Annotated in this window: 25 protein-coding genes and 3 tRNA genes; 16 read left to right on the top strand and 12 right to left on the bottom strand. The window is 55.9% G+C overall.

The genetic code is table 11. From position 1 onward, the window contains the following. Positions 1 to 36: 36 nt before the first annotated feature. Positions 37 to 384 (bottom strand): monothiol glutaredoxin 4, encoded by a 348-nt coding sequence (gene grxD, locus Q1L34_RS11120; protein ID WP_004862717.1) that lies wholly within the window; start codon positions 382 to 384, stop codon positions 37 to 39. Between the two features lie 337 nt (positions 385 to 721). Here grxD and Q1L34_RS11115 point away from each other — a divergent pair, with 337 nt between their 5' ends. After that, on the top strand, positions 722 to 1,600 hold the full coding sequence (locus tag Q1L34_RS11115) for a C40 family peptidase (protein WP_327204506.1): 879 nt from the start codon (positions 722 to 724) through the stop codon (positions 1,598 to 1,600). A 38-nt stretch (positions 1,601 to 1,638) separates the two neighbouring features. Here the strand turns inward: Q1L34_RS11115 and Q1L34_RS11110 are convergent, their stop codons facing one another. Next, positions 1,639 to 2,130 (bottom strand): GNAT family N-acetyltransferase, encoded by a 492-nt coding sequence (locus tag Q1L34_RS11110; RefSeq protein ID WP_088912405.1) that lies wholly within the window; start codon positions 2,128 to 2,130, stop codon positions 1,639 to 1,641. A 299-nt stretch (positions 2,131 to 2,429) separates the two neighbouring features. Between Q1L34_RS11110 and sodB the strand changes: the two genes are divergently transcribed. Continuing rightward, positions 2,430 to 3,011 (top strand): superoxide dismutase [Fe], encoded by a 582-nt coding sequence (sodB, locus tag Q1L34_RS11105; protein WP_004862730.1) that lies wholly within the window; start codon positions 2,430 to 2,432, stop codon positions 3,009 to 3,011. Positions 3,012 to 3,053: 42 nt separating this feature from the next. Here the strand turns inward: sodB and Q1L34_RS11100 are convergent, their stop codons facing one another. Both Q1L34_RS11100 and cydH read right to left on the bottom strand, forming a co-directional pair. Next, on the bottom strand, positions 3,054 to 4,220 hold the full coding sequence (locus tag Q1L34_RS11100) for an MFS transporter (protein WP_004862733.1): 1,167 nt from the start codon (positions 4,218 to 4,220) through the stop codon (positions 3,054 to 3,056). 163 nt (positions 4,221 to 4,383) lie between these two features. Beyond that, the gene (gene cydH, locus Q1L34_RS11095) at positions 4,384 to 4,473 is read right to left on the bottom strand and encodes a cytochrome bd-I oxidase subunit CydH (RefSeq protein WP_004862736.1); all 90 of its coding nucleotides are present in this window, start codon (positions 4,471 to 4,473) and stop codon (positions 4,384 to 4,386) included. A 296-nt stretch (positions 4,474 to 4,769) separates the two neighbouring features. Between cydH and purR the strand changes: the two genes are divergently transcribed. Then, entirely contained in the window at positions 4,770 to 5,795 is a 1,026-nt protein-coding gene (gene purR / locus Q1L34_RS11090; RefSeq protein WP_004862740.1) for an HTH-type transcriptional repressor PurR, read from the top strand. A gap of 18 nt (positions 5,796 to 5,813) precedes the next feature. Here purR and punR read toward each other — a convergent pair whose 3' ends face one another. Further along, on the bottom strand, positions 5,814 to 6,725 hold the full coding sequence (gene punR, locus Q1L34_RS11085) for a DNA-binding transcriptional activator PunR (RefSeq protein WP_004862743.1): 912 nt from the start codon (positions 6,723 to 6,725) through the stop codon (positions 5,814 to 5,816). A 109-nt stretch (positions 6,726 to 6,834) separates the two neighbouring features. Between punR and punC the strand changes: the two genes are divergently transcribed. Both punC and cfa read left to right on the top strand, forming a co-directional pair. Continuing rightward, positions 6,835 to 8,019: a purine nucleoside transporter PunC gene (punC, locus tag Q1L34_RS11080; RefSeq protein ID WP_004862745.1), complete on the top strand. Its 1,185-nt coding sequence runs from the start codon at positions 6,835 to 6,837 to the stop codon at positions 8,017 to 8,019. A gap of 295 nt (positions 8,020 to 8,314) precedes the next feature. Then, entirely contained in the window at positions 8,315 to 9,463 is a 1,149-nt protein-coding gene (gene cfa / locus Q1L34_RS11075) for a cyclopropane fatty acyl phospholipid synthase (RefSeq protein WP_004862748.1), read from the top strand. 65 nt (positions 9,464 to 9,528) lie between these two features. Here cfa and Q1L34_RS11070 read toward each other — a convergent pair whose 3' ends face one another. Further along, positions 9,529 to 10,164 carry a riboflavin synthase gene (locus Q1L34_RS11070; protein WP_004862750.1) on the bottom strand — a complete coding sequence of 212 codons (636 nt, stop codon included), beginning with the start codon at positions 10,162 to 10,164 and terminating at the stop codon, positions 9,529 to 9,531. A 229-nt stretch (positions 10,165 to 10,393) separates the two neighbouring features. Between Q1L34_RS11070 and mdtK the strand changes: the two genes are divergently transcribed. Then, positions 10,394 to 11,767: an MdtK family multidrug efflux MATE transporter gene (gene mdtK, locus Q1L34_RS11065; RefSeq protein ID WP_004862752.1), complete on the top strand. Its 1,374-nt coding sequence runs from the start codon at positions 10,394 to 10,396 to the stop codon at positions 11,765 to 11,767. Positions 11,768 to 11,818: 51 nt separating this feature from the next. On the opposite strand, the gene Q1L34_RS11060 is transcribed toward mdtK, so the two are convergent. Further along, entirely contained in the window at positions 11,819 to 12,712 is an 894-nt protein-coding gene (locus Q1L34_RS11060) for a LysR family transcriptional regulator (protein WP_015584194.1), read from the bottom strand. Between the two features lie 107 nt (positions 12,713 to 12,819). Between Q1L34_RS11060 and Q1L34_RS11055 the strand changes: the two genes are divergently transcribed. The 6 genes from Q1L34_RS11055 to Q1L34_RS11035 all read left to right on the top strand — a co-directional run bounded on the left by Q1L34_RS11055 (position 12,820) and on the right by Q1L34_RS11035 (position 14,784). Then, complete coding sequence (locus tag Q1L34_RS11055) at positions 12,820 to 13,449, top strand: NADPH-dependent F420 reductase (RefSeq protein WP_044349432.1); 630 nt, start codon at positions 12,820 to 12,822, stop codon at positions 13,447 to 13,449. 177 nt (positions 13,450 to 13,626) lie between these two features. Beyond that, positions 13,627 to 14,103: an acid resistance repetitive basic protein Asr gene (asr, locus tag Q1L34_RS11050; RefSeq protein WP_071887178.1), complete on the top strand. Its 477-nt coding sequence runs from the start codon at positions 13,627 to 13,629 to the stop codon at positions 14,101 to 14,103. 70 nt (positions 14,104 to 14,173) lie between these two features. Beyond that, on the top strand, positions 14,174 to 14,257 hold the full coding sequence (ydgU, locus tag Q1L34_RS28520; RefSeq protein WP_099130681.1) for a small membrane protein YdgU: 84 nt from the start codon (positions 14,174 to 14,176) through the stop codon (positions 14,255 to 14,257). A 288-nt stretch (positions 14,258 to 14,545) separates the two neighbouring features. Next, positions 14,546 to 14,622: transfer RNA gene (locus Q1L34_RS11045), tRNA-Val, on the top strand. Between the two features lie 4 nt (positions 14,623 to 14,626). Further along, positions 14,627 to 14,703: transfer RNA gene (locus tag Q1L34_RS11040), tRNA-Val, on the top strand. Between the two features lie 4 nt (positions 14,704 to 14,707). Beyond that, positions 14,708 to 14,784 (top strand) — tRNA-Val (locus Q1L34_RS11035). 247 nt (positions 14,785 to 15,031) lie between these two features. Here Q1L34_RS11035 and zigA read toward each other — a convergent pair. Continuing rightward, the gene (gene zigA / locus Q1L34_RS11030) at positions 15,032 to 16,255 is read right to left on the bottom strand and encodes a zinc metallochaperone GTPase ZigA (protein ID WP_004862767.1); all 1,224 of its coding nucleotides are present in this window, start codon (positions 16,253 to 16,255) and stop codon (positions 15,032 to 15,034) included. Between the two features lie 196 nt (positions 16,256 to 16,451). Beyond that, positions 16,452 to 17,234: a DUF3750 domain-containing protein gene (locus Q1L34_RS11025; protein WP_032717546.1), complete on the bottom strand. Its 783-nt coding sequence runs from the start codon at positions 17,232 to 17,234 to the stop codon at positions 16,452 to 16,454. Positions 17,235 to 17,631: 397 nt separating this feature from the next. Here Q1L34_RS11025 and Q1L34_RS11020 point away from each other — a divergent pair, with 397 nt between their 5' ends. From Q1L34_RS11020 to Q1L34_RS11010, 3 genes are all read left to right on the top strand, one after another. After that, on the top strand, positions 17,632 to 18,198 hold the full coding sequence (locus tag Q1L34_RS11020; protein WP_015584190.1) for a DJ-1/PfpI family protein: 567 nt from the start codon (positions 17,632 to 17,634) through the stop codon (positions 18,196 to 18,198). A 189-nt stretch (positions 18,199 to 18,387) separates the two neighbouring features. After that, on the top strand, positions 18,388 to 18,831 hold the full coding sequence (locus Q1L34_RS11015) for an Xre family toxin-antitoxin system antitoxin (RefSeq protein WP_004862777.1): 444 nt from the start codon (positions 18,388 to 18,390) through the stop codon (positions 18,829 to 18,831). Continuing rightward, on the top strand, positions 18,828 to 19,301 hold the full coding sequence (locus Q1L34_RS11010) for an RES family NAD+ phosphorylase (RefSeq protein WP_015584188.1): 474 nt from the start codon (positions 18,828 to 18,830) through the stop codon (positions 19,299 to 19,301). Before Q1L34_RS11015 ends, Q1L34_RS11010 begins: the two co-directional genes overlap by 4 nt. 80 nt (positions 19,302 to 19,381) lie before the next feature. Here the strand turns inward: Q1L34_RS11010 and Q1L34_RS11005 are convergent, their stop codons facing one another. Continuing rightward, a complete protein-coding gene (locus tag Q1L34_RS11005; RefSeq protein WP_088912307.1) occupies positions 19,382 to 20,161 on the bottom strand; it encodes an SDR family oxidoreductase in 780 nt (259 codons plus the stop codon). Continuing rightward, the gene (locus tag Q1L34_RS11000) at positions 20,154 to 20,471 is read right to left on the bottom strand and encodes a nuclear transport factor 2 family protein (RefSeq protein WP_180553818.1); all 318 of its coding nucleotides are present in this window, start codon (positions 20,469 to 20,471) and stop codon (positions 20,154 to 20,156) included. Before Q1L34_RS11000 ends, Q1L34_RS11005 begins: the two co-directional genes overlap by 8 nt. 102 nt (positions 20,472 to 20,573) lie before the next feature. Between Q1L34_RS11000 and Q1L34_RS10995 the strand changes: the two genes are divergently transcribed. Continuing rightward, on the top strand, positions 20,574 to 21,479 hold the full coding sequence (locus Q1L34_RS10995; protein WP_044349852.1) for a LysR family transcriptional regulator: 906 nt from the start codon (positions 20,574 to 20,576) through the stop codon (positions 21,477 to 21,479). 27 nt (positions 21,480 to 21,506) lie between these two features. Here the strand turns inward: Q1L34_RS10995 and gcvA are convergent, their stop codons facing one another. Continuing rightward, positions 21,507 to 22,412, bottom strand: coding sequence for a transcriptional regulator GcvA (gene gcvA, locus Q1L34_RS10990; RefSeq protein WP_032716408.1), 906 nt, complete (start codon positions 22,410 to 22,412; stop codon positions 21,507 to 21,509). Positions 22,413 to 22,430 lie beyond the last annotated feature (18 nt).

The raw sequence follows: 22,430 nt of genomic DNA, 5'->3' as shown, positions 1-22,430 counted from the left end.
ACTTCACAGGAAGTCGCTTTTTTACTGGCAGCAGACTTATTCAGCTTTCGGCTCGTCGGTCTTGTACTTTGCCGCCGTTTCTTTGATCAGCTGCTGCAGTTCGCCGCGCTGATACATTTCAATCACGATGTCGCAACCGCCAACCAGCTCGCCATCAACCCACAGCTGCGGGAAGGTCGGCCAGTTCGCATATTTCGGCAGTTCCGCGCGGATATCCGGGTTCTGCAGGATGTCAACGTAGGCAAAACGCTCGCCGCATGCAGACAGCGCCTGCACAGCCTGAGCGGAAAAACCGCAGCTTGGCAGTTTCGGAGACCCTTTCATGTACAGCAGGATCGGGTTTTCAGCGATTTGACGTTGGATTTTTTCTACAGTCGTGCTCATTGTCATGCTTCCTTAACTTCTATACGGCAGTAATTTGTCATTGTAGCGTCCTGAACGCAGGACAGATAATAACATTTTTTTCACTCATTATATTTTATCTTCTGTGGTCAGAAGTTGCCTTAAAAATATCATTTTGGCCACCGAAAAGCGGTATCGCTGTACATTTCGCGTACAAGGTGGTTAATGTCTGAGATAATTTTTTGCAATTGTTAATCAAACGACACTTTAGATACAAAAGAGTATTAACTTTCCGGGTTTTTATGCTTTAGAATCGTTGGGTTTTGTCATTCACCGTCAGGTATGGGTACATATCTGTCATTAATCAGGGGATTGCTCAGTGGCGCGGCTAAACAAAATCGCGATTTCGCTCTGTGCATTACTGTTTACATCTATCTCATTTACACCACTGGCGCATGCTTCAGGGCATACGCACACCTCCGCCACGCCAAAAGCGCACGCGGCGAAAGACACAACAGAACGTAAGAAAAAAGCCACCGCTCAGAAAACGAAGTCCACAACCAAAACCGCCAGCAAGAAAGCCTCAACGGCCACCCGCACCAGACACCCCACTCGCACCACCGCATCCAGCCAGACGGCGCTGAACCGTCAGGCCGCCGGCAGCAAAAAATGCGTTTTGCGTAAAGGGTATAAAAAGCAGTGTGCGAAAACGATCGCGCCGGCCGCCGAACCGGCTCCGGTCATGGCCAGCATGCAGAGCAAATGCGTCGTCCGTAAAGGCTATAAAAAACGTTGTAAAACAATCGCGGAAGAACCGCCGCTGACGCTGGCGGATGCGCACAAAGCCCGCGTGCAGAAAGCGCAAAGCACCGCGATGTCGAAGTTAATGGATCAGATTGGCAAACCGTATCGCTGGGGCGGAACCTCGCCGCGTACTGGTTTTGACTGCAGTGGGCTGGTCTACTACGCCTATAAGGATCTGGTAAAAATCCGCATTCCGCGCACCGCCAATGAGATGTATCACCTGCGCGATGCCCGTCCGGTCGATCGCGGCGAGCTGCAGAGCGGCGATCTGGTCTTCTTCCGCACCCGTGGGCGCGGCACCGCCGATCACGTCGGCGTTTACGTTGGCAACGGCAAGTTTATTCAGTCGCCGCGTACCGGCCGCGATATTCAGATCACCTCATTAAGCGAAGATTACTGGATTCGCCACTATGTCGGCGCACGCCGGGTGATGACCCCCAAAACCATTCGCTGAACCTGACCTGCCGCACCTGCGGCAGGTCAATTCCCCGGCTATAACGCCATGCTCATCTCATGCCAGGACATCCCGCCATGATCCGAGGCCGAAGGCCGCTCGTAGCGAAAACCAAACCGCTCATACAGGGCCACGTGTCGGTCTTTGCACATCAGGTGAATGGCGCTCTTCTGCGCCTGTGCCATCTGCCGGATAAATCGCTCCATCAGGGCGGTCGAATACCCTTTTCCCTGGTGTTCAGGCGCAATGACTACAGACATAATCACTACATTCGGCGCGCGGGGATCGTGCCCGACCAGCTCCTTGAAGGCTTCATCCGACATAACGACTTCCCACGCGCACCCTGAGTTAATAAAGCCAATAACCTCTCCTTGCCGTTCCATGCAAAGAAATCCTTCCGGGTACTGCTGGATTCGGGTGGCAATCTTTTCACGGGTAGCCGCCTCATCCCCTTCATACGCGCTCGTTTCAATTTCAAAACAGCGTTCGACGTCGGCCAGGGACGCCTGGCGATAGACTATGTTAGACAAAACAGACCTCTGCAAAATGGATTTTTCAGTAATCACTTTATATTTCAACAGCAACAGCGATCAACCGGCTCTGCTGAAATGCGCTGCCTTGCGCTCCGGCGAAGGCTTAACCAGGTACATTTGTTAAATATACCCTTTATCATTGCAAGGCTTTTAACTCCCTTCTGCAAGTGTTAGCATTCCGATCACAATAAAAACCTGTTGCACTCGCCCCGGCGAGGGACAGTACATGCTGTTGTGGATGGTCAAACATCCTTTGAATGTGAGCTAGAAAACAAGAAGTTATAAGGAGAGTAACAATGTCGTTTGAATTACCTGCATTACCGTATGCAAAAGACGCCCTGGCGCCGCACATTTCCGCAGAAACCCTGGAATACCACTACGGCAAACATCACCAGGCCTATGTCACCAACCTCAACAACCTGATCAAAGGCACCGCGTTTGAAGGTCAATCTTTAGAAGCGATCGTCCGCTCTTCTGAAGGCGGCATCTTTAACAATGCGGCCCAGGTCTGGAACCATACTTTCTACTGGAACTGCCTCGCGCCGAATGCGGGCGGCGAGCCGGAAGGTGAGCTGGCAGCCGCCATCAATCAATCCTTCGGCAGCTTCGCAGAGTTCAAAGCGAAGTTTACCGACGCGGCAGCGAAGAACTTTGGTGCAGGCTGGACATGGCTGGTTAAAAATAGCGATGGCAGCCTGAGCATTGTCTCCACCAGCAACGCTGGCACGCCGCTGACCGGCGACGCCAAACCGCTGCTGACCGTGGATGTCTGGGAACATGCCTATTACATCGACTACCGCAACGCCCGTCCTGACTATCTGGCGCACTTCTGGGCGCTGGTAAACTGGAAGTTTGTGGCGGCCAACCTGGCGGCCTAAAACGCTAACGCAGAAGGGGAAACCCTTCTGCGAATACACCGACTACTGTCCGACCAACGCCTCTTCCGGCTGCGAACGCCCGCCGAACAGCACCAGCAGCAGCGCCACACCGGCAATTATCGCCCCCATCACCGGCACAAAGGCATAGCCCAGTCCGCCGGAAATCACCGCGCCACCGGCTGCCGCACCGAGCGCATTGCCAAGGTTAAAGGCCCCGATATTGACCGACGAAGAGAGCCCCGGCGCTTCATGAGCCACCCGCATCACCCGCATTTGCAGCGGTGGAACCACGGCGAAGGTCGCCGCCCCCCAGACCACCATACTGATTGCAGCCCCCAGCTGTGTCTGCGCCAGCAGCGGAATCGCCAGCATGATGACCATCAGCAGCAGCAGAAACCCCTTCAGCGTCCCGGAGACGGAACGGTCGGCGAATTTACCGCCGAGGTAGTTACCCAGCGAAAAGCCGACGCCAATCAACACCAGCATGGCGGTGACGAACAGCGGCGAGGCGTGCGTAATGGTGTGCAGCACCGGTGAAATATAGGTATAGAGGGTAAACATCGCGCCGGCCCCCAGCACGGTGGTCAGCAATGCGGAGAGCACCTGCGGACGAACCAGCACGGAGAGCTCCTGCTTTACGTTCGGACGCTCGCCAGCGCTGCCTTTGGGCAACGAAAACCACAGGCTGACCATCGCCACCAGCCCCAGACCTGCCGTCGCGAGGAACGACATCCGCCAGCCGATGGTCTCGCCAAGCCATGTCGCCGCCGGAACGCCGCCAATGTTAGCGATGGTTAACCCCATGAACATGGTCGCCACCGCACTGGCCTGTTTGTGTTTTGGCACCACGCTCGCCGCCACCACCGAACCGAGGCCGAAGAAAGCGCCGTGGTTAAGGCTGGTGATAATGCGCGAAATCAGCAGCGTGGTGTAATCCGGCGCCATTGAGGAGAGGACGTTACCCAGCGTAAAGATCGCCATCAGAAAAATCAGCGCATTTCTGCGCGCGCGATGAGAGAGCAGCAAAGTCATCAGCGGCGCCCCGACCATCACGCCGATCGCATAAGCGCTGATCAGCATTCCCGCCGCCGGAATTGACACGTCGACGCCTTTGGCAATTACCGGCAGCAGCCCCATCGGGGAAAACTCCGTGGTGCCAATACCAAACGCGCCTATCGCCAGCGCTAACAAGGGAAAGTTGATTTTCATTCAATGACTCCAGCAGACCGCCATCGGCGACGGTATCTCATCAGAAGTCAAAAGCATGACATCAATCACAAAAAAACAAAAGTAAACGAAATGGCAAAAGATTTTTGCGAAATTGATAATAATGGCGGGATGTCGGGGGAAAGAGGCCTCTCCCCCTGATAAATCAGTGCAGCACCGCTGTCAGGCCGGCGGCCACGATGAGACCCAGGACAATAATCGTTGTCGTCAGCGAAAACTTTAAATCTGTATCCATCAATTTTTCCCCCCAGTTATCCCCACATGAAAAGTGAGCTTGCTCATTTTTGCACAATATAGCGCAAAAATCTTCCATGTTTTAGGGTGATGCACATTTTTGCTCTTCCCCTTTGCCGCAAGATCGGACAAAATCCCACGCTAATTTGAAAGCGTATCGGCCATTGACCCCTTCCTGTCGTTCTGTGTCGTTTTCCCGACGTGATGCAATGTTGAAAATTGTATTCAGGGTGTGTATAGGCAAACGTTTACGTATCGATAATCAGACGATCAGGTCAAGGTCTGGAGTGAGAAGTAATGGCAACAATTAAAGATGTAGCGAAGCGCGCAAACGTTTCCACTACAACAGTGTCACATGTAATTAACAAAACCCGTTTCGTGGCGGAAGAAACCCGCAACGCCGTGTGGGCGGCGATCAAAGAGCTGCACTACTCCCCCAGTGCCGTTGCTCGCAGCCTGAAGGTTAATCACACCAAATCGATTGGCCTGCTGGCCACCAGCAGCGAAGCGGCCTATTTCGCTGAGATTATTGAAGCCGTAGAAAAGAGCTGTTTCCAGAAAGGCTATACCCTGATTCTGGGCAATGCGTGGAACGATCTCGAAAAACAGCAGGCCTACCTGTCGATGATGGCGCAAAAGCGCGTCGACGGCCTGCTGGTTATGTGTTCTGAATATCCGGAATCGGTGCTCAGCATGCTGGAAGAGTACCGCCATATTCCGATGGTGGTAATGGACTGGGGTGAATCCAAAGCCGACTTCACCGATTCGGTCATCGATAACGCCTTCGAAGGCGGCTATATGGCCGGTCGCTATCTGGTGGAACGCGGCCACCGTGAAATCGGCGTGATCCCGGGTCCGCTGGAGCGTAATACCGGCGCCGGCCGCCTGGCGGGCTTTATGAAAGCCATGGAAGAAGCGCAGATCGCCGTTCCGGAAAGCTGGATTGTTCAGGGCGACTTCGAGCCTGAATCCGGCTACCGCGCCATGCAGCAGATCCTCAGCCAGCAGCATCGCCCGACGGCGGTCTTCTGCGGCGGCGACATCATGGCGATGGGCGCAATCTGTGCTGCGGATGAGATGGGACTGCGCGTGCCGCAGGACATTTCGCTGATCGGGTATGATAACGTGCGTAACGCCCGCTATTTCAGCCCGGCGCTGACCACCATCCACCAGCCGAAAGATTCGCTGGGGGAAGCGGCCTTCAATATGCTGATGGATCGTATCGTCAACAAGCGTGAAGAGTCGCAATCTATTGAGGTTCACCCGCGGCTGGTAGAGCGTCGCTCCGTCGTAGACGGCCCGTTCGTCGATTATCGTCGCTGATCGCCCGTGCGGCGCCGGTTACTCCGGCGCCCGCAGCCACTCCCGGTTCAACGTTTCGCTGTCCCCCAGATAATCCAGCAGCCACGACAGCGCCGGTGACGTGTCGCTCTGCTGCCAGGTCAGGCAGCACGCGGCGTCCGGGAACGGGTTTTCCAGCGCCAGCGCGGTCCATTCACCGCGGTCAATCCAGGGGCGAGCAAAATGGCTCGGCACCATCCCTACGCACAATCCCGCCGAGAGGCAGGTAGCTGATGATTCCCAGTCCGGCACCACTACCCTTTTCTGGTTGTCCAGTAGCCAGGTCGTGCGTTTCGGTAACGAACGGGAAGTGTCCTCCCGGACCAGCGACGGCCAGTTGCGCAACACATCATCGCTCAGTGGCCCGTTCATCTGCGCCAGCGGGTGATGGCTGGCCACTACGCAATGCCAGCTCAGCATTCCCATATCGCGAAAGGCGTAGCGCCCCCCGACCGGAATCGAACGCGTTGCCCCGATAGCCAGTTCCACGCGCCCGTCGGCCAGCGCGTCCCAGACGCCGTTGAAGACCTCCTGAAAAACAATCAGCTCGACATCGGGAAAGTGACGATAAAAATCGACAATCATCTGACGCATACGGGCCGGTTTAACAATGTCGTCTACGGCTATCGACAGCTGGCCGCGCCAGCCGTTGGCTATCTGCTGACACTGCTGGCGAGTGATCTGCATTTTTTTGATAACAGATCGTCCTTCCTGTAAAAACCAGAGCCCGGCGGGGGTCAATTCGACATCGCGATGGCGGCGTTCAAAAAGCGGTACTGCCAGCCACTCCTCCAGCTGACGTACGGTATAACTGACCGCCGAAGGTACGCGGTGCAGCTCCTGAGCCGCTGCGCTAAAGCTGCCGTTGCGGGCGACAGCATCAACAACTTCGAGTGAGTATTCGGACCACATATTCTGCCTGCAAAAATTTTGAATGCATGTAGCAAATATTAGCGTTTCACAAGCCAGAATGCACTCCCTACACTCTGCGGCATCATACCTGCACCTATAAGAGAATGTTATGCAACAACCCGGGAAAGGATTTTTAGTGTGGCTGGCGGGACTCAGCGTGCTGGGTTTCCTCGCCACCGACATGTATCTGCCGGCCTTTTCGGCCATCCAGCAAGATCTCAATACGTCTGCGGCGTCGGTCAGCGCCAGTCTGAGCCTGTTCCTCGCCGGCTTCGCCATCGGACAGCTGTTCTGGGGCCCGCTCTCGGACCGCTACGGACGTAAACCGATTCTGCTGACCGGGCTGGCGATCTTCGCTATCAGCTGTCTGGGAATGCTGTGGGTGCGGGATGCCACCCTGATGCTGGTGCTGCGCTTTATTCAGGCGATCGGCGTCTGCGCGGCGGCGGTGACCTGGCAGGCGATGGTCACGGATTATTATCCAGCCCAGCGCACTAACCGTATTTTCGCCACCATCATGCCGCTGGTGGGTCTATCGCCGGCTCTGGCGCCGTTGCTCGGCAGCTGGCTGCTTGCCCATCTGGAATGGCAGGCCATTTTTGCCACCCTGTTTGCCATCGCCCTGCTGCTGATGGTACCCGCCCTACGCCTGAAGCCGGTCGTCAGGCCGCAGGGTGATGTCCGCGAGAAGTTGACCTTTATGACGCTGCTGCGTTCGCGCGAATACAGCGGCAACGTGCTGATTTACGCCGCCTGCTCCGCCAGCTTTTTTGCCTGGTTGACCGGGTCGCCGTTTATTCTCCATGAGATGGGCTACAGCCCGACCGCTATCGGTCTTAGCTATGTTCCGCAGACAATCGCCTTTTTAGTCGGTGGCTATGGATGCCGCGCGGCGCTGCAGAAATGGCAGGGCCAACAGCTGCTGCCCTGGCTGCTGGTGATTTTCGCCGTCAGCGTGGCTGCAACCTGGATGGTTGGTCGGGTTGAAGATGTCTCAATCATTGCGGTGATGATTCCCTTCTGCGTGATGGCCGTTGTCAATGGCGGGATTTACCCGATTGTTGTCGCCCAGGCACTGAAGCCGTTCCCGCAGGCGACCGGCCGTGCCGCCGCGCTGCAGAATACGCTGCAGCTTGGTCTGTGCTTCCTGACCAGTCTGCTGGTCTCCGCGCTGATTGCCACACCGCTGCTCACCACCACCAGCGTGATGCTGGTCTCGATCGTGCTGGCCGGGCTGGGTTATTTTATGCAGCGTCACAGCGCCTGCCTGACTACCGAATCGTCGCATGCATAAACGCGTTTCGGCGATGTTAAGGCTCAGTAATTAGCCTGCTAATATATTTTTATTGAAAGCCGGATTTCAGCGGCCTATACTGAACCGGCTTCACATAAATAAAATATTTTTTACGATTAACGGCAGCAGGATGCGTCCCGTTTCACCATGGAAGGCCTTTCGGCAAGGGTTATCGCCCTTCCTCTGTTCTACGTCGGATAGCAGCTTCACGGATATTCCGTGAGATTTCTCACAAAGCCAAAAAAGCGTCTACGCTGTTTTAAGGTTCTGATCACTTGGGCGTGATGGAGAAGCTATGAGTTCATCGTGTATAGAAGAAGTAAGCGTACCAAACGACGACTGGTACCGAATTGCAACCGAATTGCTCGGTCGCGCGGGCATTGAGGTCAATGGCCCCGCCCCCTCCGATCTGCGGATTAACAATCCGCTCTTTTTTAAACGCGTTTTACAGGAAGGCTCGCTGGGGTTAGGCGAAAGCTATATGGACGGCTGGTGGGATTGTGAACGGCTGGATATATTCTTCCATAAAGTACTGCGCGCCGGGCTGGAAAATCAGCTCCCGCATCATCTCAAAGATACGTTGCGCATCGCAGGTGCTCGCCTGTTTAATCTACAAAGTAAAAAGCGCTCCTGGATTGTCGGAAAAGAACATTACGACCTCGGCAACGATCTTTTCAGCCGTATGCTCGACCCCTATATGCAATATTCCTGCGCCTACTGGAAAGAGGCGCAATCGCTGGAAGAGGCGCAGGTGGCAAAATTAGATCTTATTTGTCGCAAGCTGCAGCTGGAACCGGGGATGCGGGTGCTGGACATTGGCTGCGGCTGGGGTGGTCTGGCTTACTATATGGCCAAAAATTATCACGTTAGCGTAGTCGGCGTGACCATTTCTGCCGAGCAGCAGAAAATGGCTCAGCAAAGATGCGAAGGGTTAGACGTCACCATTTTGCTGCAGGACTATCGCGATCTGCATGACCACTTTGATCGCATTGTTTCCGTCGGGATGTTTGAACACGTGGGACCTAAAAATTACGCCACCTATTTTGAAGTGGTGGATCGTAATTTGAAACCTGACGGCCGTTTTTTATTGCACACCATTGGCTCCAAAAAAACGGACCACAGCGTCGATCCGTGGATCAATAAATATATTTTCCCCAACGGTTGTCTGCCTTCGGTTCGTCATATCGCGCAAGCCAGCGAATCCCATTTTGTGATGGAAGACTGGCACAATATCGGCGCCGATTACGATACTACGCTGATGGCCTGGTACGAACGTTTCCTGGCCAGCTGGCCCGATATCGCCGATAACTATTCGGAACGGTTTAAACGTATGTTTAGTTATTATCTGAACGCCTGCGCGGGGGCTTTTCGCGCGCGCGATATTCAGCTCTGGCAGGTGGTCTTTTCTCGCGGTGTTGAAAACGGCCTTCGCGTCGCCCGCTAAAAATATCCCCCGCTAAAACGGGGGATATTCTTTTCTTTTATGCTTCATCCGGCGGCGGCGCCCGATCATTCATCGCTCAGGTGTTGTGCCGCTTCTTTGGCCGCCAGCACACGTTCCACGGTATCCACTACCGCCTGCGTTTGCGGGTCGATCTCAATATTCACCCGATCGCCGAGTTTTTTAATGCCAAGCGTGGTGCGCTGCAGCGTTTCCGGGATCAAATGCACGCAAAAACGCGTCGGGGTCACTTCTCCGACCGTCAGGCTGATCCCGTCAACGCCGATGAATCCTTTATAGAGGATATATTTCATCAGCGTCGGGTCCTGAACCTTAAACCAGATCTGGCGGTTATTTTCCGAGGTCAGGATCTTGACGATTTCCGCCGTGGTCATAATATGACCGGACATCAGATGACCGCCGATCTCATCGCTGAATTTTGCCGCTCGTTCCACGTTCACCACGTCCCCCACCTCTACCGCGCCGAGGTTGGTAATACGCAGCGTCTCTTTCATCAGGTCAAAACTGATACGCGGACCGTCAATTTCGGTGACTGTCAGGCAGCAACCATTGTGCGCCACCGATGCCCCGGTCTCGATGCCGGCAAGCATATGCTCAGGCAGCTCCACCACATGGGTGCGAAAATTGGGTTTTTCATCGATGGACACCACTTTAGCGGTCCCCTGCACAATGCCAGTAAACATGCTTTACTCCTGTAGACTTTCGTGACGGTATCATTACCGTTATACCTGTCGGGAACAATACCAGTTGGCAAAACAGGTTGCCAGCGCGCATCGTGCCCTACCATTTTTTCACTGGCTTAATGGCGCATCATCGCTACAATAGACTGGAAAACCCCTCAGCTCTTTCTTCTTGCTGCCAATTACGGCGGCTTTTTTAGTCTCAAAATAACAACAATATAAAGGTGTTCACGTGCAGAAGTATTTTATTGAAGCGCGTCAGTTATTAGCCCTGGCCATTCCTGTGATCCTGGCACAGGTCGCCCAGACCTCTATGGGCTTTGTCGATACCGTGATGGCGGGTGGCTATAGCGCCACCGATATGGCTGCCGTCGCGATTGGGACCTCTATCTGGCTCCCCGCAATTCTCTTTGGCCACGGTCTGCTGCTGGCGCTGACGCCGGTTATCGCCCAGCTAAACGGCTCCGGCCGCCGCGACCGCATTGCCCATCAGGTTCGCCAGGGGTTCTGGCTGGCGGGATTCGTTTCGCTGCTGGTTATGGTCGTGCTGTGGAACGCCGGGTACATCATCAGCTCGATGCACAATATCGACCCGGCCCTCGCTGAAAAAGCGGTAGGCTACCTGCGCGCGCTGCTGTGGGGCGCCCCCGGCTACCTCTTCTTCCAGGTCGCTCGTAACCAGTGCGAAGGCCTGGCGAAAACCAAACCGGGGATGGTGATGGGATTTATCGGCCTGCTGGTCAATATTCCCGTTAACTATATCTTTATCTACGGCCACTTTGGCATGCCTGAGCTGGGCGGCATCGGCTGCGGCGTGGCGACGGCATCCGTTTACTGGGTGATGTTCTTCTGCATGATCTCCTGGGTACGTCGCGCCCGTTCTATGCGCGATATCCGTAGCGATGAAGGCTTCAGCGGACCGGACTTGAACGTGCTTAAACGCCTGGTGCAGCTGGGACTGCCGATTGCGCTGGCGCTGTTTTTCGAAGTCACTCTGTTTGCGGTCGTTGCGCTGCTGGTTTCTCCATTGGGCATTGTGGACGTCGCGGGCCATCAGATAGCCCTGAACTTCAGTTCGCTGATGTTCGTTTTACCCCTTTCGCTGGCGGCAGCGGTCACCATCCGCGTCGGCTTCCGTCTTGGGCAGGGTTCCACCCTCGATGCGCAGGTTTCTGCCAGAACCGGGGTTGGCGTTGGCGTCTGCATGGCCGTGATCACGGCGATTTTCACCATCCTGATGCGTAAGCAGATTGCGCTGCTGTATAACGACAATCCGGAGGTGGTCCTGCTGGCTTCCCAGCTGATGCTGCTGGCCGCGATATATCAGATCTCCGACTCCGTCCAGGTGATTGGTAGCGGGATTCTGCGCGGCTATAAAGATACGCGTTCGATCTTCTTTATTACGTTTACCGCGTACTGGGTGCTGGGACTGCCGAGCGGCTACCTGCTGGCCTTAACAGATACGCTGGTTCCGCGTATGGGTCCCGCGGGTTTCTGGTGCGGATTTATTATCGGGCTCACCTCGGCAGCGGTGATGATGATGCTGCGGATGCGTTTCCTGCAGCGTCAGCCGTCCAGCGTGATTTTGCAACGCGCGGCGCGCTAACGCCCAGCGGCATCCTGTTCCCGGGGTGCCGCTTCTCACCGTCGTACGGATTCAGCGCGGGCCCAGCGCAGCTCTTAATGCGTCAACAAAGCATTTAATTTTCGTCGTCCGCCGACGTCCGGCCGGTACCAGAATATGCATGGGCCGCGCCGGTCCTGAGAATCCGGCTAAAACCTGTACCAGGCTCCCCCGCTCCACTTCGGTTTTCAACACATCTTCCGGCCCGAGGGTAATACCGTGCCCGGCGATAGCCGCATTCATCAGCGCCTTCCAGTCATTCGCGCGAAACCGCCCGGAGGGTTTGACCTCGAACATCTCCCCCTGTTTCTCAAATCGCCACCGGCAGGCGCTGCCCGCCGACCAATGTCCATAAACCAGACACGCATGATGTTGAAGATCGGTCGGCGTCTGCGGTTCGCCGTGACGCAAAATATAGTCCGGTGACGCGCAGGCAATCAGCCGGTATGGCAGCAGAGGCCACGCCACCATCGAGCTGTCGGCCAGCTCACCGATGCGCACGATCACCTCAAACTCCTCTTCAATCGGGTCGACAATGCGGTCGCTCAACGTCAGTTCAACCTGAACGTCAGGATAGCGGGCAAGATAGTCGGTAATAAAGGCCGCGAGCGCATGCGATCCAAATGTGACCGGCGCATTCACCCGGATGATGCCTGAAGGTGTCGCTTTCATCTCCTGTGCCACCGCGTCCGCCTCAGCGATCTCCGCCAGTACCACGCGGCAGCGTTCATAATAGCTACGCCCGATATCGGTGAGCGTCTGTCGCCGCGTGGTGCGGGCGATTAATGAAGTGCCGAGGTGTGCTTCAAGCGCCGCCACGTGTCGGGCGACCATCTGCGGCGAAAGTCGCAGCTGTCCGGCAGCGGCGGCAAACGACCCCGTTTCAGCCGCCTTCACGAAAACCCTGATACTGGTGAGCTGGTCCATGATTCACTCATTTGAGTTGTTTATCATTCCACTATCTTACGATTTATCTTCTGCGGGGATGGAATTAAATTTATCAACACTCTCAGATCATTCGTAAGGAGTTGAAAATGAAGATTGGCATTATCGGCGCCGGATTCGTTGGCCGGTCTGTCGCGAAGCTGGCGCTTGCCGCCGGTCACGACGTTATGTTGAGTAACTCACGAGGGCCCCAGACGCTTTTCAGCCTGGGGCCGATGATTGGCTGTCAGGTCGGCAGCGCAGAGGAAGCTGCCGAATTTGGCGAGGTGGTGGTCATTGCCGTGCCGCTCAGCGCCATCCATTCGCTGCCGGTCAGCGTAATTCAGGATAAACATGTCATTGATGCAGTGAATTACTATCCCGAGCGTGACGGCCCGATCGAGGCGCTGGAGTCAGGAGAAACCACCACCAGCGAATTGCTCGCCCAAATCCTGCCTGCCGCTACCGTCACCAAAGCGTTTAACGCGATTCCCATGACCCAGCTGGAAAGCGATGGACTGCCCGCGGGCGCGGAAAATCGTCGGGCGCTGCCGTTGGCAGGCGATAGTGAAAAAGGAAAAGCGATCGCCGCCGCGCTGTACGAGGCATTTGGCTTTGACACCGTAGACGCCGGACCTCTGTCCGAAGGATGGCGTTTTGAACGCGGCCAGCCTGCCTATTGCGTACGAATGACCCGCCCGACGCTGCTCACGACGCTGTCCGATACACCGCGTCGCTAACCCCCCCTCCGCTGACGCTGTTAGCGGAGCATCCGGCTTTTCGCCCGCTCTATGCGTTGTACATTCCGTTACTCGCCGATACCAAACACTCACTGAAGCCTGAAAAAGAAAAACTTATAGTGATTTCAACAGCCCCGCAGTGGGGTTCACTGAAGAAATAATTTCGAGGATATCAGAATGAAAAAAGTATTAGCTCTGGTCGTTGCCGCTGCTATGGGTCTGTCTTCTGCTGCTTTCGCTGCTGACGCAGTAAGCACCACTCAGGCTCCGGCGGCTGCAACTCACAGCACCACTGCCAAAACCACTCATCATAAAAAACATCACAAAGCCGCTGCCAAACCGGCCGCTGAGCAGAAAGCTCAGGCTGCGAAAAAACACCACAAAGCTGCCGCCAAACCGGCCGCTGAGCAGAAAGCCCAGGCCGCGAAAAAACATCACAAAGCCGCCGCCAAACCGGCCGCTGAACAGAAAGCCCAAGCCGCGAAAAAACATCACAAAGCAGCAACCAAACCAGTAGCCCAGAAAGCCCAGGCCGCTAAAAAACACCACAAAGCGGCGGCTAAACCGGTAGCCCAGAAAGCTCAGGCGGCAAAAAAACATCACAAAACCACTAAGCATCAGGCCGCTAAACCGGCTGCCCAACCGGCTGCTTAATTTTTCCGCTAAGTTGAGTTAATCATAAACCGGCGCTGTTTCAGCGCCGGTTTTATTTCAGGAGGCCACTATGCTACAGCGCTATCGTTTTGAGCTTATTCTGATCCTGTTAGTCCTTTGCGCACTTTTTACCCTTCGCCTTATTTTCAGGTAACCTCTCTTTTCCGGCCCCCGCGTCTGCGACGCCTCTTGCACCATTCGCCTGACGAATCACTCATTCTCTCCCGACAGCGTCGCCAGGCCTTACTTCGCGCCGCGTCAGGCACGACGCCGCAGCGAGACCAGGGCAACTGGATAAGAAATATCCTTTAGCATCAGTAAAATATGAGCAATATGCGTAAAACTTCCGCAATCGCGTGAGATCTGAAAGAAAAGTGACGTTTGCCTCTTGCCACAACCCCATCCGATCGCTAATATGCGTCCCCGTTGTCACCACAACATTGCGTTCATAGCTCAGTTGGTTAGAGCACCACCTTGACATGGTGGGGGTCGTTGGTTCGAGTCCAATTGAACGCACCATAATGCGTTTATAGCTCAGTTGGTTAGAGCACCACCTTGACATGGTGGGGGTCGTTGGTTCGAGTCCAATTAAACGCACCATAATGCGTCCGTAGCTCAGTTGGTTAGAGCACCACCTTGACATGGTGGGGGTCGGTGGTTCGAGTCCACTCGGACGCACCATTCTTTATTCCGCAGACATCAGCAACCGTCTGTAGGTTATCGAACGGTGTGAATTTCGCACATTTCTCGCTGTAACACGCTCATCTCTCCTTTGCAGTTATTCAGGCCATTGCTGAAACAGGACTGGGGCCAGTTTATCCTCTCAGCAGCCCCCTTGACGAATATTCCCGCACGCACGCCGTCTCTGCGGCGTTATTGCACAGAGAAGCGATGAAGAGCCGGCTTTTACCGGGTCTCTTGCGTTGACTTATGCGGCAACCCAGGGCGCAAACGGGTCGGAGTAGTGACGCCATTCGCCCGGCCCCTCCGCCATTTCTTCGTCCGTAAGCAGAGCCGAACCCAGCCTGGCGCGTAGTGCTGATTCATCCATATTCATTCCGATAAACACCAGTTCCTGCCGGGCATCGCCCACACCATCCATCCAGTTTGCCCGGATAAATTTCAGCGACTCATCATCCTGAGGCCAGCGTTCTCTGGGGACACTTGCCCACCACATTCCCCCCAGTTCCTGACGCGCCACGCCACCGGCCTGGGACCAGGCGCCGGCAAATTCCGGACGACTGGCCAACCAAAAATATCCTTTCGATCTGACCACTCCGGCCAGCTCATGTGCCATCACCTGGCAGAAACGGGCCGGATGGAAAGGCCGGCGGGCGCGAAAAACAAAGCTGCTAATCCCATACTCTTCTGTTTCCGGGGTATGTTCGCCGCGCAGTTCCTTCAGCCAGCCTGGCGCCTGTGCGGCATTATCAAAATCAAACAGCCCGGTATTCAGGACCTTATCCAGTGCTACCTGACCAAACTGCGAAACAACTATTTTTGCCCGTGGATTCAGAGAGCGCAAAATAGCCGTTAGCTTTTCTTGTTGCCCGTCATCGATCAGATCGACTTTGTTCAGGACCAGCACATCGCAGAATTCAATCTGCTCAATGAGCAGGTCGACCACGCTGCGCTCATCGCCTTCGCCCAGTGATTCTCCGCGTGAGCGGAGGCTATCTGCAGAGTCATAATCACGCAAAAAATTGAAGGCATCCACGACGGTCACCATGGTATCAAGACGCGCCACGGTTGAAAGACTTTGCCCGTCATCGCCGGCAAAGGTAAAAGTTTCAGCAACCGGAAGCGGTTCAGAAATACCGGTAGACTCGATAACCAGCTGATCAAAGCGCCCTTCTTTCGCCAGGCGATTCACTTCCAGCAGGAGATCTTCCCGCAGCGTGCAGCAGATACAGCCGTTACTCATTTCAACCAGTTTTTCATCGGTACGTGAAAGTTCGGCGCCCCCTTCCCTGACCAGAGCGGCATCAATATTGACCTCCGACATATCATTGACGATAACCGCAACACGCCTGCCCTCTCTGTTGTTCAGAATATGGTTGAGCAGGGTCGTTTTCCCGGCGCCCAGAAAACCGGACAGAACGGTCACCGGCAGACGCATGTCGCCCTGTCTTTCTACGCTGATGTCAGACATTGCCTTTTATCTCCTCGTACTTCATTTGTCATTGGTCCGCTGATTTCGGGCCACTCAGCGTGACCACAGCATTTTAATTGTTATGTTATAACATAACAATTAAAATGCCAACATCGACCTTTCTGGCCACATTGAGGAGAAATGTGCAGCAGCGATACGCAATGTTGGCTTAGCTGCAGGTGGGGAGCGTCGCCATTTATCGGGAGTGTTCCGCAGCGTTATTGGATAAATTGTCATGGCCCAGTCCGCCAATAAATGGCAGACGGATACGTAGCGGCGTGAAATCCAGGCCGACGTTCAGCCCCAGCAGATTGAGTTCAAATCCCTCTTCAGCTCCCAGCGTTACGCCGGCGATACCCAGCACCGACACCTGCAGCCCGCGCCCGGATGGCGGTAGGCCAATGGGATTCAGCAGCGAGCGAAAATCTTTCCCCACCGCGTTGGCCGGCATATCCAGTTTGAGCGCGGGCACCTCGCGCCCAATATGGGCCAGAAAGGTGTTACTGTTAGGACCCGGCCAGGCGTGGTAGGTATCCGGCCAGGGGTAGGAGGCAATTGCCGCGACAATCTGCGGGATCATGGCCTCGGCCTCTGCTCCCCGATGCTCCACCAGTAAACGAGGTTTCGCGCCGAACCAGTAGCCATCCGGCGGGTTGCTATTACGGCGCACCTTCTCCCCGCCTCCCCAGCTAATCACTTCATAGCGGTTATATTCCGTTTCCCCGGCGCGTTTATAGATAATCCAGGGATGCACCGCCACCACGCCTTTCCAGCCCCAGGTGGGCGCAGCGTAAACCTGCACAATGGCCAGGCGGGCGTTTTGCTGGGGATCAGGCGCCAGGCCAGCTGAGTCACGACGGGCGGACCACCAGCCCTCCTGCGGACGTAGCTCCCGTTGATACATCGTCTGGGCCAGGCTGGCGCCAAGGGAGAGCAGGATGATGCAAAGCAGACTCAGACAAACGATTTTTATAATCATGGCGGCCTGTATTCAGTGAGGAGACATCTCTATGGGCGATTATTGTCCTGACGGGACCGGGCAGCAATATAAAACGCGCAGATCATCGTCAATCTGCACACACCGATGAGAAATTACATTAATGCATTACAAGAACGCGATATGGCGTACGATTTCACGCCCTTACAGTTTCGGGATTGGCCAGACGCTTCAGTAGTTCCTTGCCCGGCTCCCTGCCGCAGGTCGGCAATCATTTATCGTCTACCAAAGTCACTCAGGCCGAGAACTGCGCGCGCTCCAAAAGCAGAGCACAGGCGAAACACCGCGGTATCAGTACACACAACGCCACTTGCGGTTCGCATTCCCTTCGCCCCTGGACTATACCTTAGGCATCTTTATTCCCTGAGGAACAACCCTTATGAGCAAAAAAATTCTGATGCTGGTTGGTGATTATGCCGAAGATTACGAAACCATGGTGCCGTTTCAGGCATTGCAGATGATTGGCCATCAGGTTGACGCGGTTTGCCCGGATAAGAGCAAAGGCGACTATATCATGACGGCGATCCATGATTTTGACGGTGCCCAGACCTATAGCGAGAAACCCGGGCACCGCTTTGTCCTCAACGCCGACTTTGCTGCCGTAAAAGAACAGGATTATGACGCCCTGCTGATCCCCGGTGGACGAGCGCCGGAGTATCTGCGCTTGAATGACGAGGTGCTCAAACTGGTTCAGGCGTTTGACGCGGCGCACAAACCCATTGCCGCCGTTTGCCACGGCCCGCAGCTTCTGGCCGCCGCCGGAATACTGAAAGGCCGCACCTGTAGCGCCTACCCGGCCTGCGCGCCGGAAGTACGGCTCAGCGGCGGGCATTATGCTGAGATCGGTATCGATCAGGCGCATGTTGACGGCAACCTGGTCACCGCCCCGGCCTGGCCCGCCCATCCGCAATGGCTGGCGAAATTTGCTGAAGTGTTGCAGCAGTAAACGTTGAATCCGCGACGAATAAAACGACCCCGGAGGACCGTCCAGCTGACGGTCCTTACTGCGGACTGTTTTCGGGGCCGCCAGCCACAAAACCGCAATCAACTCATGACCTGCCCGGCGATTATATTTTCAACAACCCGACAAATGACTATAATAAAGCATGACAAATGTCCTTATTCAGGAGGGAAGATGAAAACCTGGGTTCCTGCAGAGCAACCTGCCGATAATGCGCTGTGGCGCTATGCCGGGCTACCGGCGAATCGCGGTATGCAGTTGATTGAGCTGCTGAGTATGGGATTACCGGTCAGCATTCTGGATAATATTCATGAGTGGACGGAAATGTCGAAAACCGACATTCTGCGCATCACCGGGATTAATGAGCGCAACGTTGCCCGGCGCAAGAGCGCGGGCGGCACGTTGACGCCAGGCGAAAGCGAACGTGTGGCGCGTTTTGTCAGGGTCCTGGATACCGCCGTCGACTATTTTGGCAGCAAGCAGGATGCCTACGACTGGCTGCAGTCGCCGGTCAGAGGACTGGGCAATGTCGCCCCCATCGATCTGATTGCTACCGAGAGCGGCGCGCTGGAAGTAACAGACCTGATTGGTCGCCTGGAACACGGCGTCTTTGCATGATTTTCTATCGTCTGGTTACCGGCCGTTACGCCAGCGAAGCCTGGACGGGAAGCGGGGCCAACCAGTACGGCGGGCGCTGGAATCACCAGGGACACCCGGCGGTCTATGTGTCCACTTCCATTGCCCTGGCGTCACTGGAGATCCTGGTTCACGTCAAAAATGAGGCAATCCTCAACCAGTATCAGCTGTATAGTATCGAGATACCGGACAGTGAAGTGGAATCCCTCGATAAACAGTGGTTACCGGATAACTGGCAAGAAAATCCGATGCCCGTTTCCACAATGGATCTGGGCACCGGCTGGCTACAGTCGGGCAGCGGTCTGGCGCTGATGCTTCCCTCCTGCATTATTCCCTATGAAAACAACGCCATTTTAAACCCGCTGCATCCCGCGTTCAGCGAGGCCCTGGCCTCCGTGCGTCAGTATCCCTTTACCTTTGATCCCCGCCTCGCACGCTCCACGCCCCTCTGAAGCCCTGGCAGCAATACCTTGCCATCAAGACTGAGTGAGGAGAAAACCTTTCGCCGCGCCTTGCCAGTCCGTGGTGATGGTTAAACCGTCGGCACGGTTCCACCATCAATGAGGTATTCTGCCCCGGTTATCGATGCCGCCCGGTCGGAGGCTAAAAACGCAATCAGATTGGCCACCTCTTCGGGTTGCGCCGGACGACCGAGTGGAATTCCGCCTAATGAGTCCATGATGATTTGTTTCCCTCGCGCATACTCAACCCCCTGCTGCTGCGCGAGCCGCTGCGCAAATCTGACCGCCGCCTCGGTTTCAATCCAGCCGGGGGCCACGCTCAGAACACGAACGCCCCTGGGGGAAACCTCTTTCGACAGGCTTTTACTGTAGGTGGAGAGCGCGGCTTTTGCCGCGGCGTAGGCCGTGGTTGACTCCGGCAGCGGCATCCTTCTTTGGATTGAAGAGACGTGGATAATCACCCCCTTCCCGCTGTTGAGCATGAGGGGAAGCAGTAGACGATCCAGCCTGAGGGCAGGGAAAAGGTTGAGATCCAGCTCCTGCTGCCACAGCTCATCGCTCAGCGCGGCAAACCCGCCTGCCGGGGAGGAAGAACCGCCCAGCATATGAACGATAATATCAACGCCGCCCAGCTGCTCCTGTACCTCCGCGGCCAGCAGAGCGCACCCGCTCGCCGTGGCGAGATCCGCCGTCACAAAGAGCGCATCAACAGGAGCGTCCGGCAGATGGCGAGCGCAGGTTAACACTCGCGCCCCCAGCTGGCGAAACAGCGCCACGGTTGCCGCCCCGGCCCCTTTGGTACCCGAGGTAATCAGAACACGCTTTCCTTCCAGCGCCAGAAAATCACTCATCACCGATCTCCAGCTCATCGATCTGCCCTGCCGTCAGGCGAAATACATAGTTAAGGATGACCGGGCTGCCGGGGAAATTTCCGCTGACGTTGGCGCGCACCTTTACCCTGGCGCCCTGCGTTATCGTCTCAATAGGTTCGGCGACATACCGGTATTTTTGTCTGGCGGCAACCCGCCACTCGCGGATGGCCTGCCGTCCGCGATAGGTATTCCCTTCATCTTTCACCACCGCATCCGGGGTGAAGGCGCTGACAACGCGCTCCAGATCTTCAGCGGCAAAAAAGGCCTGTACTGCTGATGGCGTATCCATAGTGAATCTCCCGTGATTAAACGCTACGGCTTAACTTTAAGAATCCTTTATAATTTAAACAATCAGGACAAACCGGGATGCCATGATGAAGGAAATGGGATAATGTCGCGAATCACGCTGACGGATTTAGATGCCGTTCTGGCCATCGCCCGACGAGGGACCTTTCGCGCGGCGGCGATCGAGCTGGGGGTATCAACCACCGCATTGAGCCATATCATCGCCAGATTTGAAGCCGAAATGGGCGTACGTCTATTTAACCGGACTACCCGCAGCGTGGGGCTCACCGACGCCGGTCGCCTGTTTATCGATAACATCGGTCCGTCGCTGCAGGGCGTTCATCAGGCCCTTGAGGTTGTCCGCTCCCGCAGCGAAACCCCTTCTGGCGTCCTGCGCATCAATACGCCTCCGTTTGCCGCCCGGACGCTTCTCTCCCGGGTCGTGCTGGAGTTTTTGCGCCGCTATCCGCAAATGCAGGTGGATATCGTCACCGATGGCCGGCTGATCGACATCGTTGCGGAAGGCTTCGATATGGGAGTACGGGTCGCCAGCCTGATACCGGAGGATATGATCGCACTTTCCCTCGGCAAACCTCAGCGCTATGCCGTGGTGGCTTCTGCGCAGTATCTTTCGCACCATAAGCGGCCTGAAACCCCCGCAGATCTGCTCAATCATCCCTGCATCCGGGTGCGTCTGCCCGATGGTTCCCTCTATCGCTGGCATCTTGAGAAGCAAGGAGAAACGGTACAGGTCGATGTCCGCGGGCAGCTGACGCTGGATGAGGCGTCGCTGGCGCGGATTGCGGTGCTGGAAGATGCGGGAATAGGTTTCTTTCTTGAACAGGATGTCATCGAGGATATTGAGGCCGGCCGGCTCATTCGTTTACTGGACGACTGGACGCCCCCTTTTCCCGGCCTGTGTCTGTATTATCCCGGCAGACGTCACCCCTCCGCCGGGCTGGCCGCCTTTCTGGCGCTGGTGCGGGAATTTGCCCGATCCGCCGGCCGTTGAGGCCCGCTGGCAAGCGCCGGTACAATGCTATCGCGGCGCCGGCAAATCTTCCCGCTGGCGCCAGGCCGCAAGTTCTTCATTCAGCCAGGCGATGAACAACGAGACCTCCGTTTTCTTTTCACTTTGCTGCGGGGTGACCAGCCAGTACGGCCAGGGATAAGGCGCAGAACAGGCGGTGACCTGGACCAGCTCTCCTCGATCGATCGCGCCCTGCACCAGGGAGCGCCGCTCCAGCGCAATGCCATTGCCGAGTCGCACGGCTTCCAGAACCAGATTCGAGTCGTTGATACAGAGTCCGCCGGCGACGATCTCACGCTCCAGCCCGGCCTTCAGGCACCAGGTTTTCCAGGATTCCATCGAAAATAGAATCTTACTCGCCGCCACCTCTTGCGGCGTTGCCGGCAGCGCGCCGCCGTTGTAATGCGGCGCGGCCACCACAATCAGCTCATCGGCAAACATATAGCGGCTTTCCAGCCCTTCCCAGTCGCCTTTCCCCATGCGAATGGCGATATCCACCGCCTCCTGCTGCATGTTGGTGACCGTCAGACTGGCCAGCAGCCGCAACGTGATATGGGGATAGCTGGTGCGAAAGCGATCCAGGCGCGGCAATAGCCAGTGGCAGGCAAAAGACGGTACCGTGGCCAGGGTTAACGTCGTCGTCCGCGGCTTAACGTGGACCAGACGAGTGGCATCCGCGATATGTTCCAGCGCCTCGCGGACATGCATCGCATACAGTCGCCCCTCTTCGTTAATCTGCACTCCGCGTCCGTGACGCGTAAACAATCTCACGCCGAGCATCTCTTCCAGCACTTTAATTTGCTGACTGATTGCCGAATGGGTGACATGCAGCTCTTTCGCCGCCTGCGTCACGCTCCCAAGTCGGGCAACGGCCTCAAAGCTCCGTAAACTGGCGATCGGTGGGTAATCCGACATGAAGCAGCTCCTTATATT

The sequence above is a fragment of the Klebsiella ornithinolytica genome (genome assembly GCF_030505655.1).
Taxonomy (GTDB): domain Bacteria; phylum Pseudomonadota; class Gammaproteobacteria; order Enterobacterales; family Enterobacteriaceae; genus Klebsiella; species Klebsiella ornithinolytica.
Note: the sequence above shows the minus strand (reverse complement) of the source record. Positions and strands in the feature narration are given on the sequence as shown.